This is a genomic window from Micromonospora sp. NPDC048935 (assembly GCF_043197875.1).
GTDB lineage: Bacteria > Actinomycetota > Actinomycetes > Mycobacteriales > Micromonosporaceae > Micromonospora.
This window is the reverse complement of sequence record NZ_JBICTZ010000002.1, coordinates 121,903-148,431: the sequence shown is the minus strand read 5'-3', so window position 1 is coordinate 148,431 and position 26,529 is coordinate 121,903. Positions and strand designations below refer to the sequence as shown.

The window sequence follows — 26,529 nt, the reverse complement described above, 5'->3', positions numbered from 1 at the left end:
ACCGCTCCACGTGCCCCTGACAGCCCCCGCCCGGCCGGTCGGGTCAGCTGCGGGGCAGGCCGGAGGTACGCCACCCGCCGGAGGCGACCGGCCGACCGCTGCGAGCCCAGGCGGACGTGGTCGTCGGCGCGAGAGCGGCGGCGGGGCGGGATCGGGTGATGATCGCTCCCACCAGGGCGGCCAACTCCTCCGCGGTGGGCACGCCGCGAACGACCCGGAACAGCGGCTCTTCAGCAGACATGCCGCCAGGGTACGCGGCCGAAAGTTACGGGGACCGCACAGTGGCGTGCCGGCGGTGTGAGCGTCAGCGGGTCCGGGTACCGTCTCAGCGATGTCGAACGCGCTTCCCCAACTCGTCGCTGACCGATACCGGCTCCTGTCGCCGCTCGGCCAGGGCGGCATGGGCCGGGTGTGGAAGGCACGCGACGAGGTGCTGCACCGGGACGTCGCCATCAAGGAGTTGGTGCCGCCGCCCGGTCTCACCGATGAGGAGCGCCGCGAGATGCGCGAGCGCTCGCTGCGGGAGGCGCGGGCCATCGCCCGGCTCAACCACGCCAACGTCGTCCGCATCTTCGACGTGCTGCGCACCGACGGCGATCCGTGGATCGTGATGGAGTACGTGGCGTCGAAGTCGTTGCAGGACACTCTCGCCGAGGATGGCCCCGTCTCGGTGGCCCGCGCCGTGGAGATCGGCCTCGGCGTGCTGGGTGCGCTGAGTGCGGCGCACAAGGCGGGCGTGATGCACCGCGACGTGAAGCCCGGCAACGTGTTGCTGGGCGAGGACGGCCGGGTGGTGCTGACCGATTTCGGTCTCGCGACCATCCCGGGTGACCCCAACGTGACCCGCACCGGCATGGTGCTCGGCTCGCCTGCGTACATCTCGCCGGAGCGTGCCCGGGACGGCACCGCCGGCCCGGAGGCGGACCTGTGGTCGTTGGGCGCGACGCTCTACGCGGCGGTCGAGGGCAAGTCGCCGTACGCCCGGCCGTCGGCGATCGGGACCCTGGCCGCGTTGGCCACCGAGCCGATTCCGCCGCCGAAGAACGCCGGTCCGCTGAAGGCCGTCCTCAACGGGCTGCTGCGCAAGGACCCGAACGAGCGGATCACCGCCGAGGTGGCGGAACGCCTGCTGCGCCGCGCCGGTGGCAAGCGTGCGCGTGGCATCTCACTGCTTGATGGCGTACGCCGGCCGGGGCCGAACGGTCCGCGCGAGCCGCGTCCGCCGCACGTGCCGGCGCCGCGACCCGCCGAGAGTGTCGACCGGCCGGTGTCGCCGCCGGCCTCCGCTACCTCCGCCGCTGCCACGACCTCCGCCGCCGATGCCACGCCGACGGCCGTCGTTCCCTCCGGCGCGCACGGCGACCCGACCGCGCCGGTGACTGCCGACCCGACCGCGCCGGTGCCGGCCGAGCCGACCGCGCCGATCGACCGCCCGTCCGATGCCGCGCCGTCCGATGCCGACCCGACCGCGAAGGTCACGGCCGCGGCCGACACGACCGGCGACGGTACGACGAGCGCCGTCGACGGTACGACGAACGACGACGAGCCGACGGCGGTCGACGGCCCGCCGGTGGCTCCGGAACAGCGCAGGCCGACGACGCCGACGTCGCTCATGCCGCCGGTGAGTCCGGCGGGTCGCGCGTCGGTGCCGCCGTTCGACGGCACGAAGCCGAACAACACCCGACGTAACCTGCTGATCGGGGCCGTGGTCGCCCTGCTGCTGATCGGCCTCGTGGTGGTGGTGCCGATGCTCACCAAGGGCGACGACACGACCCCGCAGACCGAGCCGACCGGGGGTGGCGGGACGTCGGCAGCGGCGCCGAGTTCCGCTGCGCCGGCGCCCACCACCGGTGCCCCCAGCGCGACGCCGTCGGCCTCGCCCTCGGTCGACCCGAACGCGTTGCCGGCGGGCTGGAAGCTGCACCGGGACCCGGCCGGCTTCAGCCTGCCGATCCCCGACGGCTGGGTGCGCGAAGAGGCCAGCAGCGACACTGTCGTCTTCGACGATCCCGACGGCCCGGGTGAGCTGCTCGTGCAGTGGACGCCGAGGCCGGAGAAGGACGCCTACGCAAACTGGGTGCGGATCGAGCCGGACCGCGCGGGCATCGTCAAGAACTACCAGAAGCTCGGCATCGTGCGCTGCAACTTCTGGAAGACCTGCTCCGACTGGGAGTGGCTGGAGACCCGCGACGGCACCAGGATCCACGTCCGCAACCGTGGGTTCGTGACGGCCAGTAACCGGGGCTACGCCCTGCGGTGGGAGATCGCGGAGAAGGACTGGCAGGCCAACCTGCCGAACTTCGACCGGATCGCCAAGGGTTTCGTGCCCGACCGGCAGGACTGAAACTCATTCGCATGACCCTCCGTCGTCCGGGGTACTTGACCTTCGACGACGGAGGGAGGCACGACATGGGTTACCGACGGAGGGACACCCGGCCTCGGCTGGCACTGTGGATGCTCGTGGCGCTCGGCGACGCGATCCTGCTGCTTGTCACCATGGGGATTCCGGCGCTCATCGCACTGCTCAGCGTGGTGCTGGTTGTTGGTTCCGGGGTGGCCGCCTGGCGGTTGACCCGCCGGGGCGCGCTGGCCCGCGAGGAAACTGTGGTGTCGGCGTTGAGCCGGCGGCGGGCCTGACCCGTGACCGGTGGTGTGGCGGCAGCCGGACCGATTGTCGACCGTGTGGTGACAGTCGATCCCGCTGCCGCCAACGGCCCGGTCAGGTGTTGTTGGCCAACGCGGTAAGCCGACTGCGGTCACCGTTCCAGTAGTTGCGGTCCACGTTGCCGCTGATTCCGGAGACGACGCCGGAGCTGGTGTACTGCCAGAAGCTCCACACCGACGCGCCGGCCGGCAGGGCGCCGGGGGTGCTCGACCAGCGGGCCAGCCAGAGCGGGTGGTTCGCCCACGGGCCGGTCCAGCTGCCGGTGCACTGGTTCCACCAGCTCGTGGTGGTGTAGATGACGGCGTACCGGCCGGTGCGCGACCGGTAGGTGTTCAGGAAGTCCTGCACCCAGTTGCGCATCCCGGTGGTGCTCAGGCCGTAGCAGTAGCCGCCGCTGTACGGGTTGGCCTCGATGTCCAGCGCCGCCGGCAGGGTGCGGCTGTCCGCCGACCAGGCGCCGCCGTTGGAGGCCAGGTAGTTGGCCTGGGTGGAGCCGGCGGAGATGTTGGGCCGGGCGAAATGGTACGCCCCACGGATCACCCCGGCGTTGTACGCGTTGACGTAGTTGGCGTTGAAGTTCGGGTCCTTGTAGGTGGTGCCCTCGGTCGCCTTGATGAAGGCGAACTCGATGCCCGCGTTGCGGACGCTCGTCCAGTTGATGGTGCCCTGGTAACGGGACACGTCGATGCCGGCTGTGGTGGCCGCGGCCGCCGGTCCGGCGGTCGCGACCAGGGCCGCCGCCGCGGTGGCGAGGACGGTGAGGCCGGCCGCGAGCGCGCGGCGCAGCGTTGACGAGGTACGGGCCATGAGTGCCTCCAAGGACGTCGCTCTATCGACAACCATCTTTGGAGGTAAGTGCCCTAGATCACAAGGGCGACTGAAAAAAGCTTCATCGACGGGTGTGTGTCGCCCCGGTTGCGAGAGTCGAACGGATCAGCGCAGCGTGGCCGGGTCGAGCTGCCAGCGGAACGGCTCGACGACGGTCAGCGTCTCGCCCGGCTTGGCCACCTGGTCCTCGACGTAGTGCTCACCGTCGAGCCGGTAGAGCCGCAGCGAGTGACCGTCGCCGTCCTGCTCGACCAGCAGATACCAGGGGATTCGCGCGATGGCGTAGAGCTGCATCTTGACCAGCCGATCGGCAGCGGCGTTGCCGGGCGAGACGATCTCGCCGACGAGGACCACCCGGTCGGGGTCGAGGAAGGTGCCGTCGTCATCGACATCTGTCACGACGAGGTCCGGGATGACGACTCGATCGACGCCGAGCCGAACGTTGACCGCCCCGAAGACTGCGAGACCTTCTGCTGCGCGCTCGACCTGGTCTGCCAGCCGGCGCGACACCAACTGGTGACGCTTACTCGGGACCGGGCTCAGAAGCAGGCTCCCGTCGAGCAGTTCGATCCGGCCCGGAGTCTCACCCAGGGCGAAGTAGTCGGCCTCGGTCCAGAGCCCGACATGGTGTTCCAAGGGCAACGATGCCATCTGCAATCACCTCTACCCTCGATGGCCACCCGAAGTCTCAGGCATCACGAGGCGGTGCTCCGGGAGCGACACGGAACGCCGCCGGTAGGCTCGCGCCCCATGATGTCGATCGACGGGCTGGGCGAGACGTGGGACACGCTGTTCGGCGCGCAGCCGGACCCGCCCCCACTGCTGGTGCTGATCACCGCGGCCATCGCGCTGGTGGTGGTGTCCACGCGGCTGCCGTGGCGGATCGCCCGCAACGCCATCACCATCGCGCACGAGGGCGGGCACGCGCTCGTCGCCCTGCTCACCGGTCGCAAGCTGCGCGGCATCCGGCTGCACTCGGACACGTCGGGGCTGACGCTCTCCGCCGGCCGTCCCACCGGGCCCGGCATGATCCTCACCCTGCTCGCCGGTTACGTCGCCCCACCGCTGGTCGGGCTGGCCGGTGCCTGGCTGCTCGGCGGCAACCGGATCACGCTGCTGCTCTGGGTGGCGGTGGTGTTGCTGCTCGCCATGCTCATCATGATCCGCAACGCCTTCGGCGTGGTGTCGCTGCTGGTCACCGGCGCGCTGGTGTTCGCCGTCTCCTGGTACGCGACACCGCAGGTCCAGGCCGCGTTCGCGTACACCGGGGTGTGGTTCCTGCTGCTCGGCGGGGTGCGGCCGGTGGTGGAGCTGCAACGGCTGCGGTCGCGGGGCCGGATGCCCGCCTCCGACGCGGACCAGCTCGCCGGGCTCACCCCGTTCCCGGCGCTCTTCTGGGTGGGGCTCTTCGCCCTGGTCAACCTGGCCGCCCTGGTTGCCGGTGCCCTGCTGCTCGCCGGCCCGATCCTCACCGACGCCGGCCTGACGCTCTAACCCGCCTCAACCCCGCCTCCGCCCGGGTCGATCAAGGAGTTGTGGTGGGCCGCGAAAGCCGCGATACCCCCGCAGCCAGGCACCACAACTCCATGATCGACGGCGGAAGGGGCGGAAGGGGCGGAAGGGGCGGGAAACGCGCGGGCGGCAGAATGAGGCAATGCGATACGTGATCATCGGGGCGGGTGCGGTCGGCGGGACCATCGGCGTACGGCTGGCCCAGGCCGACCGGGACGTGACAGTGGTGGCCCGTGGTGCCCACCTGGAGGCGATCCGGGCGCGGGGATTGACCCTGCGGCAGCCCGACGGGGAGGCCACCGCCCGGCTCGCCGCCGTGGACGGGCCCGGCGAGCAGCCGCTGCCGGCGGACACCGTGCTGATCCTCACCGTCAAGTCGCAGGACACCGCCGGCGCGCTGGCCGCCTGGGTGGACGCGCCGGTGGTCGGCGGCGGTACGGCAGGTGAGCGGTTGCCGCTGGTGACCGCCCAGAACGGCGTGGCGAACGAGCGGGCCGCGCTGCGCCTCTTCGCCGACGTGCACCCGGTCTGCGTCTGGTTGCCGGCCACCCACCTGGACCCGGGCGTGGTGGTGGCCAACGGCCACCCGCACCCGGGCATGCTCCACATCGGGCGACACCCCGCAGGCGCCGACGACACCGACCGGGCGATCGCCGCCGATCTGAGCGCCGCCGGGTTCGTCGCACCGGTCCGCGAGGACGTGCTGCGCTGGAAGTACGGCAAGCTGCTCAGCAACCTCGGCAACGGCCTACAGGCGCTGCTCGGACAGGACATCCCGGACGTGTTGGTCGAGCGGGTGCGCGCCGAAGGTGTCGCCGCGCTCGCCGCCGCCGGGATCGCGCACACCTCACCGCAGGAGGAGAAGGCCGAACGCGGTGACCTGGTGCAGCAGCGCCCGGTCGACGGGGAGACCCGCTCCGGCGGCTCCACCTGGCAGAGCCTGGCCAGGGGCACCAGCTCGACCGAGGTCGACCACCTCAACGGCGAGATCGCGCTGCTCGGCCGGCTGCACGGCGTGCCGACGCCGGTCAACGTGGCCGTGCAGCGGGCCGTCCGCCGGGCGGCCCGGGAGCGGATCGGGGCGGGCGCGTTCCCGCTCGCCGAGCTGGAGAAGATGATTCCCTGATCCCGGCAACCGACGACCCTGCTCGGCGCGTGTTCCCTGCGACCGACACGGGGAGGTAACGGGTGCCGGACATCGACGGGTTCGACGAGTTCTACCGGGGGAGCCGACAACGGCTGCTCGGGTTCGTCTACGTCCTGACCGGCGACCGGGTCGAGGCTCAGGACGCCGTACAGGAGGCGTACATCCGGGCGTGGCAGCGCTGGTCGACGATCAGCGCGTACGACGACCCGGAGGCGTGGGTGCGGGTGGTGGCCAGCCGGATCGCGGTCAGCCGGTGGCGCAGCCTGCGCAGCCGTGCCCGCGCGTACCTGCGGCACGGTGCCAGCGAGACCGTTCCCGGCCCGGGCACCGACACCGTCGAGGTGGTCGCCGCGCTACGCCGGCTGCCCGAGGAGCAACGCGTCGCGATCGCCCTCTACTACCTGGTCGGCATGCCGGTCGCCGACGTGGCGCGGGAGACCGCAGCCCCGGTCGGCACCGTCAAGGCTCGACTCTCTCGGGGGCGCGCCGCGCTCGCCGGCCTGCTCGCCGTCTCTGATCTGGAGGAGGCCACCGATGCGTGACGACCCGACCTTCGTCGAACACATCCAGCGGGAACTGCGCGACGTGCACTGGCCCGGCCCGGAGGAGATCCGCGCCCGGGCCCGCCGCCGCAGCCAGCGCAGGATCGTGGCGGCCACCGTCGTCCTGGCCCTCGCCGGGGGCACCGCCGTTGCGCTCGTCGCAACCGGCGGGTCTCCGGCGCCGTCCACACCGGCCGCCTCGGCCGCGCCCGACGCCACGCCGACCCAGCACGAGATCACCACCGACGCCCTGCTCCAGCCGGCCGACCTGACGCGCCCGATCGAGGTGCAGTTCAGCCAGGCGGGCATGGGGGAGCCGGTCCGGGTCGACGCGATGCTCGAACAGTGCCGGGCGAACCTGGGGCTGCCGGCGGGGTGGCGGTTCTCCCGCCTGTCCCGCTCACAGACCCTGTTTCGGGCACGTCCCGCCGGAACCGAGCCCGGCAACGCCGACGTCCTCGTGATGCAGGACGTCTACCGGATGGCAACACAGGACGAGGCGACGTTGGCCCTCGTGACCCTCCGGGGTCTGGTGGACCCGTGCGACGAGTGGCGCAGCCGCGGGCCGTACGAGCGGAAGGGGCAGACCGGTACGGCGGAGGCGGTGCATCGGTGGCAGGTCCGGCCGCTGGACACAGGGGGGCAAGGCGGCGTCCTGCTGACCCACACGGTTTCCCGGGCCCGGGACGTGAACACCGGCGCGACGGTCAACGACGAGACGCGCCCGACCAACACTGCGGTGGTGCAGGTCGGCGATCTCGTCTCGGTGCTCAGCCTCGGTCGCGACGGCACCGAGGCGGAACTCCAACAGTTCGCCGTCGCGGCCGTGGCGCGCCTGTGCGCGAACGCCAACGCCCCACCCCCGAACTGTTGAGGGCGATGCGGTCCCGGTCGATCGCGAACCAGGGAGATCGCGCCACGTCAGGGAAAGTGTCCTCTCCGGACAGTGAGAGGCAAGTCTTCGCCTGACGTTGCGCGGATCGAGGGAACCGGACCCGCGTTACAGTGGGATGTTGCCGTGCTTCTTGGGCGGCAACGTCTCCCGCTTGGTACGCAGCACGCGCAGCGCCCGGACGATCTGGGTGCGCGTCTCGTGCGGCGCGATCACCGAGTCGACGTAACCGCGCTCCGCCGCCACGTACGGGTTGGCCAGGGTGTCCTCGTACTCGGCGATCTTCTCGGCGCGGACCGCCGCCGGGTCGTCCGCGTCGGCCAGCTCGGAGCGGTAGAGGATGTTCACCGCACCCTGTGCGCCCATCACGGCGATCTGGGCGGTCGGCCAGGCGAAGTTCAGGTCCGCGCCGAGGTGCTTGGAACCCATCACGTCGTACGCGCCGCCGTACGCCTTGCGGGTGATCACGGTGACCTTGGGGACGGTGGCCTCGGCGTACGCGTAGATGAGCTTGGCGCCCCGGCGGATGATGCCGTCCCACTCCTGGCCGGTGCCGGGCAGGAAGCCTGGCACGTCCACGAAGGTCAGCACCGGGATGTTGAACGCGTCGCAGGTGCGCACGAACCGGGCCGCCTTCTCGGAGGCGGCGATGTCCAGGGTGCCGGCGAAGTGCATCGGCTGGTTGGCGACCACACCGACCGGACGCCCCTCGACCCGGCCGTAGCCGACCACGATGTTCTGCGCGTAGAGCGGCTGGACCTCCAGGAACTCCCCGTCGTCGAGGACGTGCTCGATGACCGTGTGGATGTCGTACGGCTGGTTGGCCGAGTCCGGGATCAGCGTGTCCAACTCCCGGTCCTCGTCGCTGACCTCAAGCGAAGCGGGGGCCTCGAAGACGACCGGCTCGTCGAGGTTGTTCGACGGCAGGTACGACAGCAGCGCCTTGACGTAGTCGATCGCGTCGTCCTCGTCGCTGGCGAGGTAGTGGGCGTTGCCGCTGCGCGTGTTGTGCGTGCGCGCCCCGCCCAGCTCCTCCATGCCAACGTCCTCACCGGTCACCGTCTTGATCACGTCGGGGCCGGTGATGAACATGTGTGAGGTCTGGTCGACCATCACGGTGAAGTCGGTGACCGCCGGGGAGTAGACCGCGCCGCCCGCGCAGGGCCCCATCACCAGCGAGATCTGCGGGATGACCCCGGAGGCCCGCACGTTGCGGAAGAAGATCTCCCCGTAGAGGCCGAGCGACACCACGCCCTCCTGGATGCGGGCGCCACCGGAGTCGTTGATGCCGACCACCGGACAGCCGATCTTCATGGCCAGGTCCATCACCTTGACGATCTTTTCCCCGAAGACCTCACCGAGCGAGCCGCCGAAGACCGTGAAGTCCTGCGCGAACACGCACACCTGCCGGCCGTCCACCGTGCCGTAGCCGGTGACCACGCCATCACCGTACGGGCGGTTGCGCTCCAGCCCGAAGGCCGTGGAGCGGTGCCGGGCCAACTCGTCGAGCTCGACGAAGGAGCCCTCGTCGAGCAGCATCTCGATCCGCGCGCGGGCGGTCTTCTTGCCGCGTGCGTGCTGCTTCTCGACGGCACGGGCCGACCCGGCGTGCACCGCCTCGTCGACCCGGCGCTCCAGGTCCGCCAGCTTGCCCGCGGTGCTGTGGATGTTGGTCCCGGTCTCGGTAGTCACCCAGGAAATATAACGATGGTTCAGGTCGGTGCCGGCGTGCCGTACCCCTCAGTGTCGGCACCGCCACCGCCGTAGGCTGGCGGAATGTCGGGCTCCCCGTACACCGATCTGGACCGGCCGCCGCTGTCGGCGGCCCGGCTGCGCCGCGCGTTGGTCGCGCCGAACGGGCCGTGGGCCCGCCTGGAGTTGCGCACCGAGACCGGCTCCACGAACGCCGACGTGGCCGAGGCGGCCCGAGCCGACGAGCCCGAGGGCCTGGTCGTGGTCGCCGAGCGGCAGACCGCCGGGCGTGGCCGGCGCGGCCGGGTCTGGCAGTCGCCGCCCCGGGCGGGCATCGCGACGAGCGTGCTGCTGCGGCCCGGCGAGGCCGTGCCGGACCGCGGTTGGCTGCCGGCGACACCCGCGGGGTACGGGTGGCTGCCGTTGCTGGCCGGCGTGGCGCTTGTCGAGGCGGTGGCCCGGCTGGCCGAGCTGGAAGCCACCCTGAAGTGGCCCAACGACCTGCTGATCGGCGACGCGAAGTGCGCGGGCGTGCTGGCCGAGGCGGTGCCCGGGCGTTCGCCGGACCAACCGCCGGCCATCGTGCTCGGCATCGGGCTCAACGTGACGCTGCGCGCCGAGGAACTACCGGTGAATCCGACCGGGCTGCCGGCCACCTCGTTGCAGTTGGCCGGTGCGACGGCCACCGATCGGGACCCGCTGCTGCGGGCGCTGCTGCGCTCGGTGGCCGACTGGTACGACAGGTGGCGCTCCGCCGGCGGCGACGCGGTGACAAGCGGCCTGCGCGACGCCTACCTGGCGGCGTGCGCGACTGTCGGCCGCGAGGTACGCGTGCTGCTCCCCAACGGCGACTCCCTGACCGGCACGGCCACCGGAGTGGACCCGGACGGCCAACTGGTGGTCGCCACCCCCACCGGCCCCCGAACCCTGACCGCCGGAGACGTCCTCCACCTCCGCTAACCCACCCACCCCACCCCCTCGCCCCCGCCCCCGCCCCCGCCCCCGCGATCTTGCAGTTTCTGTCGGGGTAAATCGGGGTGAAAGTCGCGTAACGGCGACAGGAAGTGCAAGATCGCGGAGAACCGGGTGGGGCCGCGTGGCGGATGTTGTGGTGGGGCTTGGGGGGTTTACCGTCTGCGCGTCTAGAAAATCGCGATGGAGGTTCCCGTGGCGTTTCCTGAAGACGTGCTCACCGAGGACGAGCATGTCGTGCTGCACCTGCACCCGCACTGGAAGGCGTTGATCCAGCCGATCGCGGTGCTGGTGCTGGCCATCGCCGCGGTGGTGGTGGGGTTGCTCCTGCTGCCCGAGAGCGGCGGCGGCTCGGTCGCGCTGGCCGTTATCGGCGTGATCGCCCTGGTCGGGGTGCTCTGGCTCGGCCTGTGGCCGTTCCTGGTCTGGCGTACCACGCACTACCTGTTCACCAACGAGCGTGTGCTGATCCAGCAGGGTGTCTTCTCCCGTGACCGGCGGGACCTCCCGCTCACCCGGGTCAACGACCATTCGATGAACCAGCGCTTCGTCGAGCGCCTGCTCGGCTGCGGCACGCTCACCATCGAGTCGGCCGGCGAACGAGGCCAGTCGGTGCTCGCCGACGTGCCCGGTGTCGGAAGGGTGCAGACCACCCTCTACGAGCTGGTCGAGGCACAGCACGACAAGCATTCGCTCGGCGACGGGGAGATGCGCGACATCCTCGCCGACATGCAGGACGGCAAGCCGCTGCGCGACACCACGACCTGACCCGGGGTCGACCGAGGCCGTGGCCCGCCCCGGGCAGTGTCGGGGCGGGTCAGGCGTGTGGTTCGGCCCTGGGTGAGACGGTTTCGGGTCGTGCGGGACCCGGTGGGCTGGTCTCGGCCAGGTGGGCGTCGGGCGGCCCACTCTCCGGCTGATCGCTCCCGGCTGGGCCGCTCCCGGCTGCGCCGGCTTCGGATGGGCCGTGACCGGCTGGGCCGCTCCCGGCTGGGCCGACACTGGCTGGGCCGCTCCCGGCTGCGCCGGCTTCGGATGGGCCGTGACCGGCTGTGCCCCCTCCGGCCGGGCCGGAGGCGGCTATTCCGGGTCCGGTTCCGGCTTCGGACCCGGCTTCGGCGGAGTCTGCCTCGGCCGGGTCGGCCTCGCTGGGGTCGGCTTCGGCCGGTCGCAGGGCGAACCAGCCACGGAAGCGGGTGCGCAGCACCTCCTGCTCGGGCCTGTCGTCCGGGCCGAGGCGCAGCATGGTGCCGGTGAGGCTGACGGTGCCGAGCCCCGGGCGGGCCGTCGACGGTCGCGCGCCCATCACGTCGACCCGGACGGCGAGCCGGTCGCCGGCGCGCACGGGGGCGAGCCAGCGCAGCTCCTCCAGGCCGGGGGACGCGTCCGCGGCAGCCCGGGACAGCAGATGGTCGACGTACGCCCGCATGAACAGGCTGACCGTGTAGAAGCCGCTGGCGATCAGCCCACCGTGCCGACTGGCCCCGGCCAGTTCGGGGTCGACGTGATACCACTGCGGGTCGAAGCGGCGGGCGAAGGCGACCATCTCGTCGCCGTCCACGGTGACCACGCCGAGGTCGACGGTGAGCCCCGGAACGAGATCCTCGAAGAACAGCTCGGCGGGTTGCCCGGTGCCGGAGCGGGCGTCGGGTGTCGTCACCGGCGGGGCGCGCGGCGAGTGCTGACGTGCAACTCCGCGGCGAGCTCCGCGTCCAGGTCGGCAGCGGGGCTGACGCTCAGCCGGGTGGGCCGGCCCTGGGTGGGAGCGCCGGGTGGTGGGTCGGCGCGGTCCGCGGACTTCGCCTCCTCCTCCAGCTCCGACACGGTCTCGGCAAGCTCGGCGACCGGGTCCATCTCGGCCAGGGTGTCCCACTCGTCACGCGGGATGTCGTGCCAGGTGGGCTCGGGTTTCGTCTCGCCCTCGGCCGGCACGACCGGCTGGAAGACGAAGGTCCGGTAGGACCAGAACCGGAAGAGCGTGCCCAGCAGGACACCGACGGTCTTGGCCACGTTCAGTGCGAGGAGGCCGTGGACGCCGAGGCCGTACTTGGCCGCCGCCACGGCACCCAGCTCGATGAGCAGGCCAACCCCGTTGAACAGGAAGAACAGGACGTACTCGCGGCGCAGCGCCGACTTCGGGCGATCCCGGTACGTCCAGTGCCGATTCATCAGATACGACGTGATCGTGGCGACCAGGGTCGCGATCACGTTCGCCTTCAATTGACCATTGACGAAAACGGTCAGTGCAAGGGCATTGAACACCGCGTAATTGATGACGGTGTTGACGCCGCCAACGATGCCGAACTTGAGCGCCTCGTGGATGAACTTCTGCCAGCGCTCAGGCAGCAGACGGACAAGACGCATGCGAAACACCTTAGGGCAGTCGGTGCGGCCGGCGATCACCGGCCGAACGGGGTGAGCGGCAGGTCACGCCCTGCGATCGGGGTCGGGTCTTACCTGCGGAACGGTCCGGGTTCCCGCTTCGACGAAGACGAACCGCCGGTACGACCAGAATCGGAACAGTGTGCCGAGGCCCGTGCCGACGACGTAGCTGGCGACGTTGTCGGCCAGGCGCGTCTCGAACACGGCGGGCCAGATGCTGCCGAGCCCGTACCGGCTGATCGCGAGGCAGGCCACCGCGATGCCGAGGCCGACGATGTTGAAGAAGAAGAACAGCGCGTACTCGCGGGCCGGGTTGCTGCGCTGCCGGTGCCGCCAGGTCCAGAAGCGATTGCCCACGAAGGCGACGGAGGCCGCGATGATGGTGGAGATCGTCTTCGCCGTCAGCTCCTCGACGCCCCGCGTGCTCGTCAGATAGTTGAAGAGCGCGAAGTCGACGAGGAAGGCGGCGCCACCCACGGTGGCGAACTTGCTCATCTCGCGGACGAGGTGACCGAAGCGGTCCAGCAGCCTGCCGACCAGACCCCGTGGGGTCTGCCGGGGACCCGGTTGCTCCCCGGTCATCGTGGCGGCCACGGGGCGAGCCTACCGGCTGTCGACCAGTCAGAGGGGTAGCAACGGCGAGCGGGCGTGGTCTCCCGGAACGGCGGATCACCGTGTGCGGGGCCGTTGTACGCAGCGTAACCAATTGGGAGGACTGACGCGCCCCGGAACGGGAATCCACGCACCGGTCGGCGGGGCAGGTCACGGCCCGACCGCAACAAGCGTCCGCCGGGGTGCACAACAAGATTTGCGTGAAACTGCGCAGGAAAGCGGGTATCAGCTCGTGATACCGCAGCGTGGCCGTAGCTTGTGCAGTTCTTCACAACCAGTCCCACTGACTCGGAAGGCTGCCCGGTTTACGCTGAGGCCAATCCCAGGTTTCCACGAAGGCGACGCATCGCGCCGCTGAGTCTCGTGCATCCCATAGATCGGTCAGCGTCGACCACAAGGAGATGTGTCATGGTTGCTCCGGCTGTTGTGCGGGGTATTGATCAGGCCCCGACGTCCCATCCGAAACTGCTCGCCTGGGTCCGTGAGGTCGCGGAACTGACCACCCCCGACCGGGTCGTCTGGGTGGACGGGTCCGACGAGGAGTGGCGTCGCCTCACCGACGAGCTGGTCGAGGCCGGCACGCTGATCCGGCTGAACCCGGAGAAGAAGCCCAACTCGTTCTACGCGCGTACCGACCCGACGGACGTCGCCCGGGTCGAGGAACGCACCTTCATCTGTTCCGTCGACGAGGCGGACGCCGGCCCCACCAACAACTGGATGGCGCCGCCGGAGATGAAGCGGACGATGACCGAGCTGTACCGCGGCTCGATGCGCGGACGCACCATGTACGTCATCCCGTTCGTCATGGGCCCGGTCGAGGCCGAGAGCCCGATGTTCGGTGTCGAGATCACCGACAGCCCCTACGTGGTCGCCTCGATGCGCATCATGACCCGGATGGGCACCCGCGTCCTGGAGGCGATGGGCGACGACGCGAACTTCGTGCACGCGTTGCACTCGATCGGCGCCCCGCTCGCCCCTGGGCAGCAGGACGTCGCCTGGCCGTGCAACGAGACCAAGTACATCTCGCACTTCCCGGAGACCCGGGAGATCTGGTCGTACGGCTCCGGTTACGGCGGCAACTCGCTGCTCGGCAAGAAGTGCTACTCGCTGCGGATCGCCAGCGTGATGGGCCGGGACGAGGGCTGGCTCGCCGAGCACATGCTGATCCTCAAGATCACTTCGCCGGAGGGCAAGGTCCACCACATCGCCGGCGCCTTCCCGTCGGCCTGCGGCAAGACCAACCTGGCCATGGTGGAGCCCACCATCCCGGGTTGGAAGGTCGAGACCATCGGCGACGACATCGCCTGGATGCGGTTCGGCCCGGACGGCCGCCTCTACGCGGTAAACCCGGAGTACGGCCTGTTCGGTGTCGCGCCCGGCACCGACTGGAAGACCAACGCCAACGCCATGCGCACCCTGGACCGGGGCAACTCCGTCTTCACCAACGTGGGCCTCACCGACGACGGCGACATCTGGTGGGAGGGCATGGGTGAGCCTCCGGCGCACCTGATCGACTGGAAGGGCAACGACTGGACGCCGGAGAGCGAGGGCCTCTCCTCGCACGCGAACAGCCGGTTCTGCACCCCGATCACCCAGTGCCCGATCCTCGCCGACGAGTACTTCGACCCCAACGGGGTGCCGATCGACGCGATCCTCTTCGGTGGCCGGCGTAAGGACACCATCCCGTTGGTGACCGAGGCCCGCGACTGGGTGCACGGCGTCTACATGGGTGCCACGCTCTCCTCGGAGACCACGGCCGCCGCGTCCGGCGCGGTGGGCGTGGTCCGCCGCGACCCGATGGCGATGCTGCCGTTCATCGGCTACCACGCGGGCGACTACTTCCGGCACTGGATCGAGATGGGCAAGGGCACCGACGGCGACGAGGCCAAGCTGCCGAAGATCTACTACGTCAACTGGTTCCGCAAGGACCCCGACGGCTCGTTCCTCTGGCCGGGCTTCGGCGAGAACTCCCGGGTGCTCAAGTGGGTCGTCGAGCGGATCGAAGGCACGGCCGACGCGGTCGAGACCCCGGTGGGCATGGTTCCGACGCCCGAGTCGCTGGACGTCGAGGGCCTGGACATGACCCCGGAGGACGTCCGGATCGCGCTGAAGGTCGACCCCGACGAGTGGCGCGACGAGCTGCCGATGATCACCGAGTGGTTCGAGAAGTTCGGTGACAAGCTGCCCGGCGTGCTCTGGGCCGAGTTGGACGCGCTGCGCGCCCGCCTGGACGCCGCCCAGCCGCAGCGGTAGGTGTGAAGATCGCCCCGCGCGGGCATCATCTGATCCCATGAGGACGGCCGCCGAGACCCAGGTCCGGCGGCCGTCCGCCGTCCGGGTGCTCACCCTCCTGCTCGCGACGACGGCGGCGGCCACCGTCGTGGTCGAGCTGATCAATTGGTGGTACGCCCCGGAGCAGGGCTTCGGTCTGGCGGTGCGCACCGGCTGGGCGATGCTGCGCTCGTTCGGTTTCCTGCTGCTGATCGGGCACGTCCGCCGGGGCCGTACGGTGGCTCGTCCGTTCGGGCTGATCCTCGCGGTCACCACGGTCTTCGCCGTCGGCCGGTTGATCGTGCCCCGCGCGGGGGTGCCGCCGCTGCCCGGCCTGCTCGGCTTCGCCGTGCTCACCGCGCTCTGTGCGGCGGTGGTCTGGCTGCTGTACCGTTCGTCGGCGCTGGCCGGGCATCTCGTCCGGCACCGGCCACGGCTGGTCCTCGACCGGGCCGGCCTGTCCTGGCGGGAAACCCCACCACGCCGACCGGAGGCGAACGCCTGGCTGTTGACCAGTCGGGTGGCGGCGTTCACCTACAGCCCGCTGATGCTGGTGCCGGCCCTGGTGGCCGGTGGTGCCATCCTGGACGGTCGGCTGTCTGCGCTCCCGGCCGTCCTGTTCTGGTTCGGCGCCGGCATCGCGGCCAGCTACGCGGTGCTGTTCTGCACCGCGTTCCTGATGCGCGGCAAGGACTGGGCGCGGGGCCTGCTGGTCGGCGTCACCCTGGTCGTGCTCGCCGTGGACCTGCCGCTGTGCTGGTGGCTGCTGGGCGTGGACGGCCTGGTCCGTGACGGTGCCCCCCTGCTGGCCGCAGCCGGGCTGGCCCTGTACAGCCTGCGCCGCGCAACCCAAACCCCACCCTGACCCCCACCCCACCCCACCCCCACCCCCACCCCCACCCCCACCCTGACCACCCCGCCCCCACCCCACCCCACTCGCCGTCGATCTTGCACTTTCTGTCGCGACATAAGGGGGTGAAAGGTGTGAAGCGGCGACACAAAGTGCAAGATCGCGGGGGTTGGTGGTGGCGACGGTCCGGGACTTTTGTCACCGCGCACCGAGTACCGCTGGCGCTGTCCGGTGGCATCCGCCCTTTCGTAGCGTGGAGGGCATGGTGACTTCGCCGTGCGTCTCACTGGATTACGTCGACGTCGCTGCCCGACAGGAGTTCTGGGCTGTCCTGCAGCGGTACGCCGCCGAGGACCCGCGGCGGGGGCCGACCGGCGCGCGCCCGTACGCGGTCGACCACCACTAGCGTGTCCGTCGTGCCCGGTGCCAGCGAGGTGACCCGTACCGTCGACCGCAGCCTGCGGCGTCGCGGCCTCATGCTGGTGGCGGCCCACACGCTGTGGCTGTGGCTGCTGCTCCCGCCGGCTGCCACGATCGCGCGCGGGCAGGTCCACCCCGTGCCGGTGGCCATGGTTGGGCTGGCCGTCTTCGCGTCGCTCTACCTCGCGCTGGTGGCGGTGCCGGTGGCCGCACTGGCCGTTCGGCCGGCCGTGCACCACGCCGGGCTGGCACTGCTGGCGCTGCTCGGGGTTGCGCTCGCCGCAGCGTACGGCAACGCCACGACCGGCTGGCTGGCCCTGCTGATCTACGTGTGCTCCGCGGGCGCCGTGGGGCTGCTCCGGGTGAACCGGGCCTTCGCCTGGGTCGGTGGCAGCGTGGCGGCCGTGCTGGTGATCGGGGCGGCGCGACGCCTGCCCGCCGACGACACCGCCCAGATCGCACTGATCACGCTGCTCGCCGGTGCCATGACACTGGCGTTCGCGCGGGTGGCCCGCCTGGTCGACGAGTTGCGCCACACCCAGCGGGAGTTGGCCCGTTCGGTGGTGGAACGGGAACGGCTCCGGTTCGCCAAGGACCTGCACGACCTGCTCGGCCACACGCTGTCGCTGGTCGTGGTGAAAGCGGAGGTGGTCCGTCGGCTCGCCCAGACGGATCCACTCCGGGCGGCCGCCGAGGCGGCCGACATCGAGCGGATCGGCCGCACCGCCCTCACCGAGGTCCGCGAGGCGGTCACGGGCTACCGCGAGCACAGCTTCGCCCGGGAGCTGGACAACGCCCGGACCGTCCTGGGTGACGTCGGCATCACCGTCACCGTGCGGGGAACGGCGAATCTCGACGTCGAGGCCGACGACGCGTTCGGTTGGGTCCTCCGGGAGGGAGTGACGAACGTGCTGCGACACAGCCGGGCGTCGCGTTGCGACATCGACATCGACACCGATGCCGACGGATCGGTGCTGACCATCCGGGACGACGGGGTGGGCGGCCGACCGCGGTTCGGAAACGGCCTGCGGGGTCTCTCCGAGCGGCTTGAGCAGACGGGCGGCACCCTGCGGGTCGGTCCGGCGCACGGCGGTGGTCTGCTGCTCACGGTGCGGATTCCCACTCGCCCGCTGGCGACGGTGACCGAATGATCCGGCTGCTGCTCGCCGAGGACCAGGGCATGATGCGCGGGGCGCTGGCCCTGCTGCTGAACCTCGAACCCGACATCGAGGTGGTGGCGGAGGCCCGGACCGCCGCCGAGGCGTTGGAGGCGGCCCGGAGCAGTCGTCCGGACGTGGCGCTGCTGGACATCGAGATGCCCGATGGCAGTGGCCTGGACACCGCGGCGACGCTGCGGGAGCAGTTGCCGGACTGCCGGGTGCTGATCCTCACCACGTTCGGTCGGCCCGGCTACCTGCGTCAGGCGATGGAGGCTGGCGCGGCCGGTTTCCTGGTCAAGGACGGTCCGGTGGAGGAACTGGCGGTGGCCGTCCGGCGGGTGCTGGCCGGTGAGCGGGTGATCGATCCGACGCTCGCGGCGGCGGCCCTGTCGGCCGGCCCGAATCCGCTCACCGAACGGGAGCGGCATGTGCTGGCGGCCGCCGTGGACGGTGCGACCATCGCCGACATCGCCGCCCGTCTGCACCTGTCCGAGAGCACGGTGCGCAACTACCTGTCGTCCGCCATCGGCAAGACCGGTACCCGTAACCGGATCGAAGCCGCCCTCAGCGCCCGAAGCAACGGCTGGATCTGACGCTGCCGAGCTCCGCACGGCGTCGACGGAATGCGGGCCGTGCGGCGTCGCGCCGGGTGAGTGGCCGCGGGCAGGAATCCCGGCCGTGCGGCGTCGACCCGGCCGTGCGGACGGGGTAGCGAGATTCGGCCGTGCGGCGTCGCGCCGGGTGAGCGGCAGGGAAATTCGGGCCGTGCGGCATCGGCCTGGGCGGGCGGCCAGCGGGCAGGATGGGGTGGTGTCGGTCACAGTGATCGGCGCCGACGGCCCAGGGCCAGAGCAAGCCGGAACTGGCCGGCCGGCTGGATGCCGGTGCCGCGGATGGCCGGGCGGGTGGCGAACGGGCCGTGCCGCCGAGGGGGAGGGAGGCGCGCGGTGAGCGACGACTTCGATGTGGTGGTGGTGGGAGCGGGGCCGGCCGGGGCAGCCGCCGCGTTGACGGCGCGCCGGGCGGGTGCCAGCGTGCTGCTGCTGGACCGCGCCGACTTTCCCCGGGACAAGGCGTGTGGCGACGGGATCGCCGCGCACTCGGTGGACGTGCTCTCCGAACTGGGGGTGCCCGAGGCGGTGGCCGGCTACGCGCCGCTGCCCGCGTTACGCATGATCGCGCCGGGTGGTGGTGCCGTGGCCCGGGCGCTGCCCCGACCCGCGTACACCGTGCCCCGGGAGGTCTTCGACGCGCGTCTCGTGGCGGCTGCCGTGGCGGCCGGCGCGCAGTTGCGCCGGCACTCCGTGCGCCGGGTCGAGCCGCGCGCCGACCGGGTGGTGCTCGACGGGGAGGTGTCCGGTCGGGTGGTGGTGGGTGCCGACGGCGTCGGCTCGGTGGTGCGTCGGACGCTCGGCCACCCGCAGAATCCCGACCGGCACCTGGCGCTGGCCATCCGGGGGTACGCCCCGGCTCTGCCCGGCCCGTCCGAGCAGCTCATCGTCACCTCGAAGGCGCGCTGGCCGGCGTACGCCTGGTCGTTTCCGATCGGCGACGGACGGGCGAACGTCGGGTACGGGGAGGTGCTGCGCGGTGAGCCGCTGAGCCGGGCCTACCTGCTGGACCGGCTGGCCGCGTTGCTGCCCGGCACCGACCTCGCGACGGTGAGCGCGTTGCGTGCCCACCACCTGCCGCTGTCCACCCACCGGCCGGCACCGGGGCGTGGCCGCACGTTGCTGGCCGGGGACGCGCTGTCACTGATCAATCCGTTCACCGGGGAGGGCATCTTCTACGCGCTGCTCTCCGGTGCGCTCGCTGGTGCGGCAGCGGCCCAGGCGCCCGAGGCGGCCGCCGCCCGTTACGCCCACGGGTTGCGTCGCCGCCTCGGCACCCACCTGCGGCACAGTTCGTTCGCGGCCTGGTTGGCGCGGCGTGGCCGAGTGGTGGACGCGGCGGTCCGGGCCGCCCGGCGGGACGACCGGGTGTTCTACGACGTGGTGGAGTTGGGGCTGGGTGACGGACGCCTCACCGCCCGTACGCTGGCGATGATCGGCATCGGTCTGCCCGGCGGGGATGGGGCTCCGAGGCGGTGATCTGGCCGAAGGGTCGCTACGCTGCTAGGTGATGACGCTGCGGGACCTTATCTACTCCGTGTACGAGCGCCGGCTCACGGCGAAGCTCGCGGGTAAGCCGGTGCCCCGGCACGTCGGGGTGATGTGCGACGGCAACCGCCGATGGGCGAGGGAGATGGGCTTCGTCGACCCGAACGACGGCCATCGGGTCGGGGCGGCCAAGATCAAGCACGTGCTCGGCTGGTGTGACCAGGCCGGCGTCGGGCACGTCACCCTCTACCTGCTGGCCACCGACAACCTGCGCCGCCCGGCCAGTGAGCTGGACCCCCTCCTCAAGATCATTGAGGATCTGGTGGTGGAGCTGGCGGAGGAGGGCAACCCCTGGCGGCTGCGCATCGTCGGGGCTCTCGACCTGCTCCCGGCGCAGACCGCGGCGGCGCTGAAGGGTGCCGAGGAACGCACCCGCGAGCGCACCGGCGGCGCGGAGGTCAACATCGCGGTGGGCTACGGCGGTCGCCGGGAGATCACCGACGCGGTCCGCTCGCTGCTGTTGGAGCACGCCGCCTCCGGCGGCACGATCGAGGAGTTGGCCGAGGTGCTGGACGTCGAGCACATCGCCGAGCATCTCTACACCCGTGGCCAGCCCGATCCCGACCTGGTCATCCGCACCAGCGGGGAGCAGCGGCTGTCCGGCTTCATGCTCTGGCAGTCCGCGCACTCGGAGTTCTACTTCTGCGAGCTCAACTGGCCGGATTTCCGGCACATCGACTTCCTGCGGGCACTGCGCTCGTACGCGACGAGGCAACGCCGCTACGGCGCCTGACCCGGCGGTCTGCGACCGGCCGGGGTCAGGGCAGGTGGGTCAGTGCCTCGGTGAGGAAGTCACCCAGGGCTGCCGGGGACTCGATCGTCAGGTCGGCGGCGTTGGCGACCTCGTGGCCGGTCTCCGGGTTGGCCACCGCCACGCAGACGCCGAGGAAGTCCGGGTCGGCGGCGGCGCGGGCGCGCAGCGCCGCGAATGCCTTGATGTCCGAGACATCGTCACCGAAATACCAGGCACCGGTGGCGCCCTTGATCGCCTCGCCGATCACCATGCCCTTGTCCCTGTCGACGGGCGGTTTGAGCTCCAGCACCATCCGCCCGGCCTGCACCCGCAGGCCCAGCCGATCGGCCTGCGCCTGCCCCCACTGCTGCACGGTCGTGCCGAGCTGGGGGGCGGTCCGCCAGTGCAGTGCCACGGAGAGCCGCTTGTATTCCACGAGCGTGCCGGGCGGCAGCTCCGCCCGGGCCAGGTCGGCCAGCTCCACCATGGTCGGCACCCAGGGCAGCGCGGCCGGCTCGGTGACGGTCTCCCCACCGGAGTGGCTGTGCTCCAGCCCGTACAGGCCGTAGAGGTCCACGCCGGTGAGCCCGCCGAGCTGATCCCGTAGGAACTCGACGGGCCGGGCGGAGACGATCGCGACCCGCTGCACGACCGGGGCCAGCGCCTCGATCGCGGCCATCGCCTTGGGCGCCGGGCGGACCGCGGTCGGATCGTCGTCGACGGGCGCGAGCGTGCCGTCGAAGTCGAAGAAGAGCACTGTCCCGGCCGCCCGGCTGGCGGTGGTTCGCCAGGCCTGGTCGGCGTTCAACGGGGTTCTCGGCTGGTGGTTGCCCACATTCAACGACGGCACGCGCGTCAGCGTACCCCGGCGATGAAGGCTCATTCCTGGCCGAGCGGACCCGTTGCGCGGTGGGCGATCAGCGTTCGGCGGCTCCTCGTCCACGCCGACCGAACGGCACCACCGCCGCTTCCTGGCCGTGGCTCAACAGGTAACCCTCCACGAACCCGGTGTTGCGATCACCGGTGTGGGTCTCGATCTCGTTGAGCCGTGCCACCAGGAACTCGGTGAGTGCGCTGATCCGGTCGTTCAAGCGTTCGTGCAGCTCGGCGACGACGGCCAGGACGACCGCGGTGCCGGCGGTGATGAGCACGAAGAGGTTGACGAGCAGCGGCAGCTGCCCGCCGTCGACCGCGAGGGTCACTGTGTTACCGGTCGCCCACAGTGTCATCGACACCGTCGCGACCACGACTGCCAACCACTTCAGGGTCATGGACAGACCCCTCCTTTTGTCCCGCAGGGCTGGGTTCGGCCTTGTCCCGTCCCCCCGCCGATGACGAGCCCAAGCAGTACGAATAGGGACGCTAGCGTGCCCGTTCCGACCCCGGAGGCAAACGAATGAACCTGACCAGGCGTTCTTTCGCCATCTGAGGAACTACCCTGCTTGATTGCCTCTATTTCGGACATCGACCGGCAGCGTTGGGCGGTATGCGAGGTATCTAATGGTTTCCCGGATGTGGAACTTCTCCGCGTCCGAAACGTTCGGATCGACCAGCCGGCGCAGCAGAGCCTCCACGTCGGGGTCCATCGGAGGGGCGGGCTGGCCGCTGCGGGGGCCGCTCGCGGTGCGGTCCCAGCCGAGTGCGGCGAAGGCCGCCGCCGGGTTGAGCCCCAGGCCCTCGCAGAAGGCGACCACCCGTTCGGCCTCCGGGTCACTGGCCCAGTCGCCCCGGACCCACCGGTTGATGGTCTGTCGGGAGACGCCGGTGCGCCGGGACACCTCGGTGCCACTCCAGGCCCGGGTCGCCCGTGCCTCGTCCAGGGCGCGGCGGACGAAGGTGGCGAAGGCGATCTTCCGCGCATTGGCCGTCTCGGTCACCCCGTGACGGTACGGCCACGCGGCGCTGGGCGCGCGCCCCGGCTCGCCACTGTCACGCATACGTGACGGGAGCTTCGGATTTCCGGTAAACGATTCAGTGCCACTGTTGAGGGGTGTCACGCGGGCAGAATAGATGCCCGTAGTGGCAAACGTAAGCGGACGAAAAGCTGATACTGTCACGTCCATGGGACAATCTACGGTGTGTCACGTGCATGAGACGATTGGTGCTCACATGCGTCATACCCCCGACGCCAAGGGGGTGTGGTGACCGAGCTCGCCACCCGCGCCCAGGCCTTCGGGCTGATCGCCGAGGGGGTCGCCGCGGGGCTGACCGCCCCCTGGCGTCTCTACCTCGCCCGAGGCTGCCGCTACCTGTCGCTGAGCGTCGGCGACCGCGCCGAGTGGAACGCCTGGCGTACCCATCTCGGCTGCCCGGAATTGAGCGTCCGGGTCTACGACGCCGGAGGCGAGATCCGCCGCTCCTCGGTGGCCGAGATCGTGCTGGACGGCTGCCGGATCAGCGTCGAGCTGGTCGAGGAGGTCAGCACCGACGACCTGGACCGGCTGCTTGTCGCGGACCCCACCACGATCGAGCCGGAGGAGCGATGACCTGGCGTCCACGCTGGGCCGGTGTTGCCCGATGAGCCCGTTCCTCGCGGTGTTCCTCGTCCTGGTGCTCGGTGCGACAAGCTACGCGGCCGGTCGGTTGCACGGGCAGCTCAGCTACCGCATCGGCTACCGCTTCGGCTACCGGCAGGGCTACTTCGACGGTGACCGGGGCGCCTGGAACCGGCGTCGCCGCGACGCCCAGGCCGCGATCGCCTCCGCCCTGTCGGTCTCCCCGGCGGGCGTGGTCCGCTCGGCCAGCACCGTCGCCCGCCCCGGCACCACGTACACCGGCTCGTCGTTCAGCGCTCCGGCCGCCCCGACCACCGGGCGGCACCCGACCGGCACGCTCGTCCGACGCACCGGCTGAGGTCGGTCGGCGGGCGCAGGCCCGCCGACCGGCAGCATCGACGCGGTGCGTCGTCCGCGGCGGACACGCACCGACGGGGTCACGTCAGACCGGTGACGGTGACCCCAACCGGCCGGGGTGCGCGCAGGGGGCATGCATCCCGGCCGGTTCCGCCGTGCCCGTCGCGGGCCACTCCCGGCGAGGCACCCGTCCTGGGAGTTCCCCGCACGCACTAGCCGGAAGGGTTCGGCGCGGCTAGCGTCTAGGCATGGCGCGGGGTTCTCCCGAGCCAGCCGGTCCGCCCGGATCTGCGACCTCGCGCACGGGGTTCCGCATCCGACCCCGTGTCCCCGGGCACCGGAGGAGGCGGAACACGGGTGGCGGGTGCCCATCCGTCGGAGCAGGCCTGTGACGACTCGCCGTACCACCGCCGGTGCCGACCAGACCCCGGCCGCGACTGCCACGACCCGCCGAGCCAGCAGGAGCCGCCGCACGGCGGCCGCCGCGCCGGCCGACCCGAAGGAGCCACGACCAGCCGGCCAGGCCTTCGTCCTGGACACTTCCGTGCTGCTCTCCGATCCGGCGGCGTTCCACCGGTTCGCGGAGCACGAGGTGGTGCTGCCTCTGGTGGTCATCACCGAGCTGGAAGGCAAGCGGCACCATCCGGAGCTGGGCTGGTTCGCCCGGCAGTCGCTGCGAATGTTGGACGACCTACGGGTCCGGCATGGCCGACTCGACCGACCGGTGCCCGCCAACGAGGCCGGTGGCACCCTGCGGGTGGAGCTCAACCACACCGACGACGGCGTGCTGCCGCCCGGTTTCCGTACCGAGAGCAACGACGCCCGGATCCTCTCCGTCGCGCTCAACCTCGCCGCCGAGGGGCGGGAGGTGACCCTGGTCAGCAAGGACATGCCGCTGCGGGTCAAGGCGGCCTCGGTGGGCCTGCGTGCCGACGAGTACCGCCACGGCCAGGCCAGCGACCCGACCTGGACGGGCATGTCCGAGATGCAGCTCAGCGAGGAGCAGATCGGGTCGCTGTACGCCGGTGAGACGCTCGACCTCGACGAGGCGGCCGGCCTGCCCTGCCACACCGGTCTGGTGTTGCACTCGGGGCGGGGCTCCGCGCTCGGCCGGGTGCTGCCGGACAAGTCGGTCCGGTTGGTCCGGGGCGACCGGGAGGCGTTCGGCCTGCACGGCCGCTCCGCCGAGCAGCGCGTCGCCCTCGACCTGCTGCTCGACGAGGCGATCGGGATCGTCTCGCTCGGTGGCCGGGCCGGCACCGGCAAGTCGGCGTTGGCGCTCTGCGCGGGGCTGGAGGCGGTGATGGAGCGCCGCCGGCACAAGAAGGTGATCGTGTTCCGCCCGCTGTACGCCGTCGGTGGCCAGGAGCTGGGCTACCTGCCCGGTTCGGAGTCGGAGAAGATGTCGCCGTGGGCCCAGGCGGTCTTCGACACGCTCGGCGCGGTGGTGCACGAGAACGTGCTGGAGGAGGTCACCTCGCGGGGCATCCTGGAGGTGCTGCCGCTGACCCACATCCGGGGGCGCAGCCTGCACGACGCCTACGTGATCGTGGACGAGGCCCAGTCGCTGGAGCGCGGGGTGCTGTTGACCGTGCTGTCCCGGATCGGGCAGGGCTCCCGGGTGGTGCTCACGCACGACGTGGCCCAGCGGGACAACCTGCGGGTCGGCCGGCACGACGGGGTGACGGCGGTCATCGAGGCGCTCAAGGGCCATCCGCTCTTCGCCCACGTGACACTCAGCCGTTCGGAGCGGTCGCCGATCGCCGCGATGGTCACCGATCTCCTGGAGGACATTCCCATCTGATGGTGCTTATGCGGCTTTTGTCCACATAATTAATGTGGCAGAAGTCACAAACAGCGTGGTTGGTTTCCCATCAGCCTCACTGTGCGCAATCGTGTCCCACGAGCGCCCACGCACCATGGGGATCGTCGGTGATCGTTCGTCGCACGACGGAGGACATCGGCGGTGATCGGTGCGTCGGCGCGACCGGCAAGCGGTCGGGGCGCTCGTGGCACGGTTGACGGTCCACCTGTGACCGGCGCCGTGCCGCGTCCATGCCCCCGACGAAGGGACCACTTCGTGAGTCGGCTGTGGAGCCGGTTGGGTGCCCGTACGGCTGCTGTGGCGCTGCTCTCCGTGGGCGTTGCCGGTGGCTTCTACCTGGGCCAGGACCGGGAAACCCAGCAACAGGGGTTGGTCGAGCAGGCCAGCCTCGAGGTCGACCGGGCCGACCTCGCGTACCAGCGCGAGCGGCAGGCCGCCCACCAGGTGCAGTTCTCCAAGCAACGGGCCGCCGAATACCAGGCCAAGCTGCGTGCGGCACAGGCCGCCAAGGAGGCCGCCGAGCGAGCCCGCAAGGCCGAGGCCGCCGCGGCGTCCCGCAAGCGCGAGCGCGAGGCCGCCAACGCACCCGCCAAGCCGTACGACGGGCCGATCCCGGCGTCCTGCGAGGAGTTCAGCGGCAACCGCAAGACCGGCTGCGCCCTGATGATCGGCGCGGGCTTCGGCATCGCCGAGTTCCCCTGCCTGGAGAAGCTCTGGACCAAGGAGAGCGGCTGGAACCACAAGGCCGCCAACAACTCGTCCGGTGCGTACGGCATCCCGCAGGCCCTGCCGGGCAGCAAGATGGGCACGGTCGCCTCCGACTGGCGGAACAACCCGGCCACCCAGATCAAGTGGGGGCTGGGCTACATCAAGGGCAAGTACGACACGCCCTGCGGCGCCTGGACGTTCTTCCAGAACAACAACCACTACTGACGGCTTCCGAAGGCGGGGCGGGTGGCTCTCCACTCGCCCCGCCTTCGCGCGTACCCCGGACGGGACGTGAGTGGCGGCCGGC

Annotated in this window: 29 protein-coding genes and 1 pseudogene; 19 read left to right on the top strand and 11 right to left on the bottom strand. The window is 71.1% G+C overall.

The window, feature by feature from the left end:
• Positions 1-43 precede the first annotated feature (43 nt).
• Positions 44-241, bottom strand: coding sequence for an acyl-CoA carboxylase subunit epsilon (locus ACGFIW_RS06980; RefSeq protein WP_393311528.1), 198 nt, complete (start codon positions 239-241; stop codon positions 44-46).
• 90 nt (positions 242-331) lie between these two features.
• Here ACGFIW_RS06980 and ACGFIW_RS06975 point away from each other — a divergent pair, with 90 nt between their 5' ends.
• A complete protein-coding gene (locus ACGFIW_RS06975; protein ID WP_393311526.1) occupies positions 332-2,344 on the top strand; it encodes a protein kinase in 2,013 nt (670 codons plus the stop codon).
• Between the two features lie 65 nt (positions 2,345-2,409).
• Positions 2,410-2,637: a hypothetical protein gene (locus ACGFIW_RS06970; RefSeq protein ID WP_393311524.1), complete on the top strand. Its 228-nt coding sequence runs from the start codon at positions 2,410-2,412 to the stop codon at positions 2,635-2,637.
• Positions 2,638-2,719: 82 nt separating this feature from the next.
• Here ACGFIW_RS06970 and ACGFIW_RS06965 read toward each other — a convergent pair whose 3' ends face one another.
• Both ACGFIW_RS06965 and ACGFIW_RS06960 read right to left on the bottom strand, forming a co-directional pair.
• The gene (locus tag ACGFIW_RS06965; RefSeq protein WP_393311522.1) at positions 2,720-3,472 is read right to left on the bottom strand and encodes a GH25 family lysozyme; all 753 of its coding nucleotides are present in this window, start codon (positions 3,470-3,472) and stop codon (positions 2,720-2,722) included.
• Between the two features lie 126 nt (positions 3,473-3,598).
• Positions 3,599-4,144 (bottom strand): Uma2 family endonuclease, encoded by a 546-nt coding sequence (locus ACGFIW_RS06960; RefSeq protein ID WP_393311520.1) that lies wholly within the window; start codon positions 4,142-4,144, stop codon positions 3,599-3,601.
• 99 nt (positions 4,145-4,243) lie between these two features.
• On the opposite strand from ACGFIW_RS06960, the gene ACGFIW_RS06955 reads away from it, so the two are divergent.
• From ACGFIW_RS06955 to ACGFIW_RS06940, 4 genes are all read left to right on the top strand, one after another.
• The gene (locus ACGFIW_RS06955) at positions 4,244-4,987 is read left to right on the top strand and encodes a M50 family metallopeptidase (RefSeq protein ID WP_393311518.1); all 744 of its coding nucleotides are present in this window, start codon (positions 4,244-4,246) and stop codon (positions 4,985-4,987) included.
• Positions 4,988-5,147: 160 nt separating this feature from the next.
• Entirely contained in the window at positions 5,148-6,131 is a 984-nt protein-coding gene (locus ACGFIW_RS06950; RefSeq protein ID WP_393311516.1) for a ketopantoate reductase family protein, read from the top strand.
• Positions 6,132-6,193: 62 nt separating this feature from the next.
• A complete protein-coding gene (locus ACGFIW_RS06945) occupies positions 6,194-6,694 on the top strand; it encodes a SigE family RNA polymerase sigma factor (protein WP_393311514.1) in 501 nt (166 codons plus the stop codon).
• Complete coding sequence (locus ACGFIW_RS06940) at positions 6,687-7,568, top strand: hypothetical protein (RefSeq protein ID WP_393311512.1); 882 nt, start codon at positions 6,687-6,689, stop codon at positions 7,566-7,568. The genes ACGFIW_RS06945 and ACGFIW_RS06940 overlap by 8 nt, the downstream gene beginning before the upstream one ends.
• A 126-nt stretch (positions 7,569-7,694) precedes the next feature.
• On the opposite strand, the gene ACGFIW_RS06935 is transcribed toward ACGFIW_RS06940, so the two are convergent.
• Positions 7,695-9,278 carry an acyl-CoA carboxylase subunit beta gene (locus ACGFIW_RS06935; protein WP_393311510.1) on the bottom strand — a complete coding sequence of 528 codons (1,584 nt, stop codon included), beginning with the start codon at positions 9,276-9,278 and terminating at the stop codon, positions 7,695-7,697.
• An 84-nt stretch (positions 9,279-9,362) separates the two neighbouring features.
• Between ACGFIW_RS06935 and ACGFIW_RS06930 the strand changes: the two genes are divergently transcribed.
• Together ACGFIW_RS06930 and ACGFIW_RS06925 are read left to right on the top strand one after the other, a co-directional pair.
• Positions 9,363-10,238 (top strand): biotin--[acetyl-CoA-carboxylase] ligase, encoded by an 876-nt coding sequence (locus ACGFIW_RS06930; protein ID WP_393311508.1) that lies wholly within the window; start codon positions 9,363-9,365, stop codon positions 10,236-10,238.
• A 207-nt stretch (positions 10,239-10,445) separates the two neighbouring features.
• On the top strand, positions 10,446-11,018 hold the full coding sequence (locus tag ACGFIW_RS06925) for a PH domain-containing protein (protein ID WP_393311506.1): 573 nt from the start codon (positions 10,446-10,448) through the stop codon (positions 11,016-11,018).
• A gap of 49 nt (positions 11,019-11,067) precedes the next feature.
• Here ACGFIW_RS06925 and ACGFIW_RS06920 read toward each other — a convergent pair whose 3' ends face one another.
• The 4 genes and pseudogenes from ACGFIW_RS06920 to ACGFIW_RS06905 all read right to left on the bottom strand — a co-directional run.
• Complete coding sequence (locus ACGFIW_RS06920; RefSeq protein ID WP_393311504.1) at positions 11,068-11,910, bottom strand: MaoC/PaaZ C-terminal domain-containing protein; 843 nt, start codon at positions 11,908-11,910, stop codon at positions 11,068-11,070.
• Positions 11,907-12,614 (bottom strand): GtrA family protein, encoded by a 708-nt coding sequence (locus ACGFIW_RS06915; RefSeq protein ID WP_393311502.1) that lies wholly within the window; start codon positions 12,612-12,614, stop codon positions 11,907-11,909. The genes ACGFIW_RS06920 and ACGFIW_RS06915 overlap by 4 nt, the downstream gene beginning before the upstream one ends.
• A 63-nt stretch (positions 12,615-12,677) precedes the next feature.
• Positions 12,678-13,214 carry a GtrA family protein gene (locus ACGFIW_RS06910; RefSeq protein WP_393312728.1) on the bottom strand — a complete coding sequence of 179 codons (537 nt, stop codon included), beginning with the start codon at positions 13,212-13,214 and terminating at the stop codon, positions 12,678-12,680.
• A gap of 212 nt (positions 13,215-13,426) precedes the next feature.
• A pseudogene (locus ACGFIW_RS06905) lies at positions 13,427-13,516 on the bottom strand (GtrA family protein); the annotation flags it as partial.
• Positions 13,517-13,652: 136 nt separating this feature from the next.
• On the opposite strand from ACGFIW_RS06905, the gene ACGFIW_RS06900 reads away from it, so the two are divergent.
• The 7 genes from ACGFIW_RS06900 (at position 13,653) to ACGFIW_RS06870 (ending at position 20,837) form a co-directional block, all read left to right on the top strand.
• Positions 13,653-15,497: a phosphoenolpyruvate carboxykinase (GTP) gene (locus ACGFIW_RS06900; protein WP_393311500.1), complete on the top strand. Its 1,845-nt coding sequence runs from the start codon at positions 13,653-13,655 to the stop codon at positions 15,495-15,497.
• 37 nt (positions 15,498-15,534) lie between these two features.
• The gene (locus ACGFIW_RS06895) at positions 15,535-16,380 is read left to right on the top strand and encodes a hypothetical protein (protein ID WP_393311498.1); all 846 of its coding nucleotides are present in this window, start codon (positions 15,535-15,537) and stop codon (positions 16,378-16,380) included.
• A gap of 247 nt (positions 16,381-16,627) precedes the next feature.
• Entirely contained in the window at positions 16,628-16,771 is a 144-nt protein-coding gene (locus tag ACGFIW_RS06890; RefSeq protein WP_393311496.1) for a hypothetical protein, read from the top strand.
• A 10-nt stretch (positions 16,772-16,781) separates the two neighbouring features.
• Positions 16,782-17,936 carry a sensor histidine kinase gene (locus tag ACGFIW_RS06885; protein WP_393311494.1) on the top strand — a complete coding sequence of 385 codons (1,155 nt, stop codon included), beginning with the start codon at positions 16,782-16,784 and terminating at the stop codon, positions 17,934-17,936.
• Positions 17,933-18,538, top strand: coding sequence for a response regulator transcription factor (locus ACGFIW_RS06880; protein WP_393311492.1), 606 nt, complete (start codon positions 17,933-17,935; stop codon positions 18,536-18,538). Before ACGFIW_RS06885 ends, ACGFIW_RS06880 begins: the two co-directional genes overlap by 4 nt.
• Positions 18,539-18,838: 300 nt before the next feature.
• Positions 18,839-20,035: an NAD(P)/FAD-dependent oxidoreductase gene (locus tag ACGFIW_RS06875; protein WP_393311490.1), complete on the top strand. Its 1,197-nt coding sequence runs from the start codon at positions 18,839-18,841 to the stop codon at positions 20,033-20,035.
• Between the two features lie 31 nt (positions 20,036-20,066).
• Entirely contained in the window at positions 20,067-20,837 is a 771-nt protein-coding gene (locus tag ACGFIW_RS06870; RefSeq protein WP_030486708.1) for an isoprenyl transferase, read from the top strand.
• A 25-nt stretch (positions 20,838-20,862) separates the two neighbouring features.
• Here the strand turns inward: ACGFIW_RS06870 and otsB are convergent, their stop codons facing one another.
• From otsB to ACGFIW_RS06855, 3 genes are all read right to left on the bottom strand, one after another.
• Positions 20,863-21,687: a trehalose-phosphatase gene (gene otsB, locus ACGFIW_RS06865; protein WP_393311487.1), complete on the bottom strand. Its 825-nt coding sequence runs from the start codon at positions 21,685-21,687 to the stop codon at positions 20,863-20,865.
• A 67-nt stretch (positions 21,688-21,754) separates the two neighbouring features.
• The gene (locus ACGFIW_RS06860; protein ID WP_393311485.1) at positions 21,755-22,108 is read right to left on the bottom strand and encodes a hypothetical protein; all 354 of its coding nucleotides are present in this window, start codon (positions 22,106-22,108) and stop codon (positions 21,755-21,757) included.
• Positions 22,109-22,270: 162 nt separating this feature from the next.
• Positions 22,271-22,714: an XRE family transcriptional regulator gene (locus tag ACGFIW_RS06855; RefSeq protein ID WP_357076513.1), complete on the bottom strand. Its 444-nt coding sequence runs from the start codon at positions 22,712-22,714 to the stop codon at positions 22,271-22,273.
• A 264-nt stretch (positions 22,715-22,978) separates the two neighbouring features.
• On the opposite strand from ACGFIW_RS06855, the gene ACGFIW_RS06850 reads away from it, so the two are divergent.
• The 4 genes from ACGFIW_RS06850 (at position 22,979) to ACGFIW_RS06835 (ending at position 26,447) form a co-directional block, all read left to right on the top strand.
• Positions 22,979-23,323, top strand: a complete 345-nt coding sequence (locus tag ACGFIW_RS06850; protein ID WP_354995764.1) for a hypothetical protein — start codon at positions 22,979-22,981, stop codon at positions 23,321-23,323.
• Positions 23,324-23,354: 31 nt separating this feature from the next.
• Entirely contained in the window at positions 23,355-23,690 is a 336-nt protein-coding gene (locus ACGFIW_RS06845) for a hypothetical protein (RefSeq protein ID WP_393311483.1), read from the top strand.
• Positions 23,691-24,077: 387 nt separating this feature from the next.
• A complete protein-coding gene (locus tag ACGFIW_RS06840; protein WP_393311481.1) occupies positions 24,078-25,493 on the top strand; it encodes a PhoH family protein in 1,416 nt (471 codons plus the stop codon).
• 276 nt (positions 25,494-25,769) lie between these two features.
• Entirely contained in the window at positions 25,770-26,447 is a 678-nt protein-coding gene (locus ACGFIW_RS06835) for a lytic transglycosylase domain-containing protein (protein ID WP_393311479.1), read from the top strand.
• The last annotated feature ends 82 nt before the right edge of the window (positions 26,448-26,529 follow it).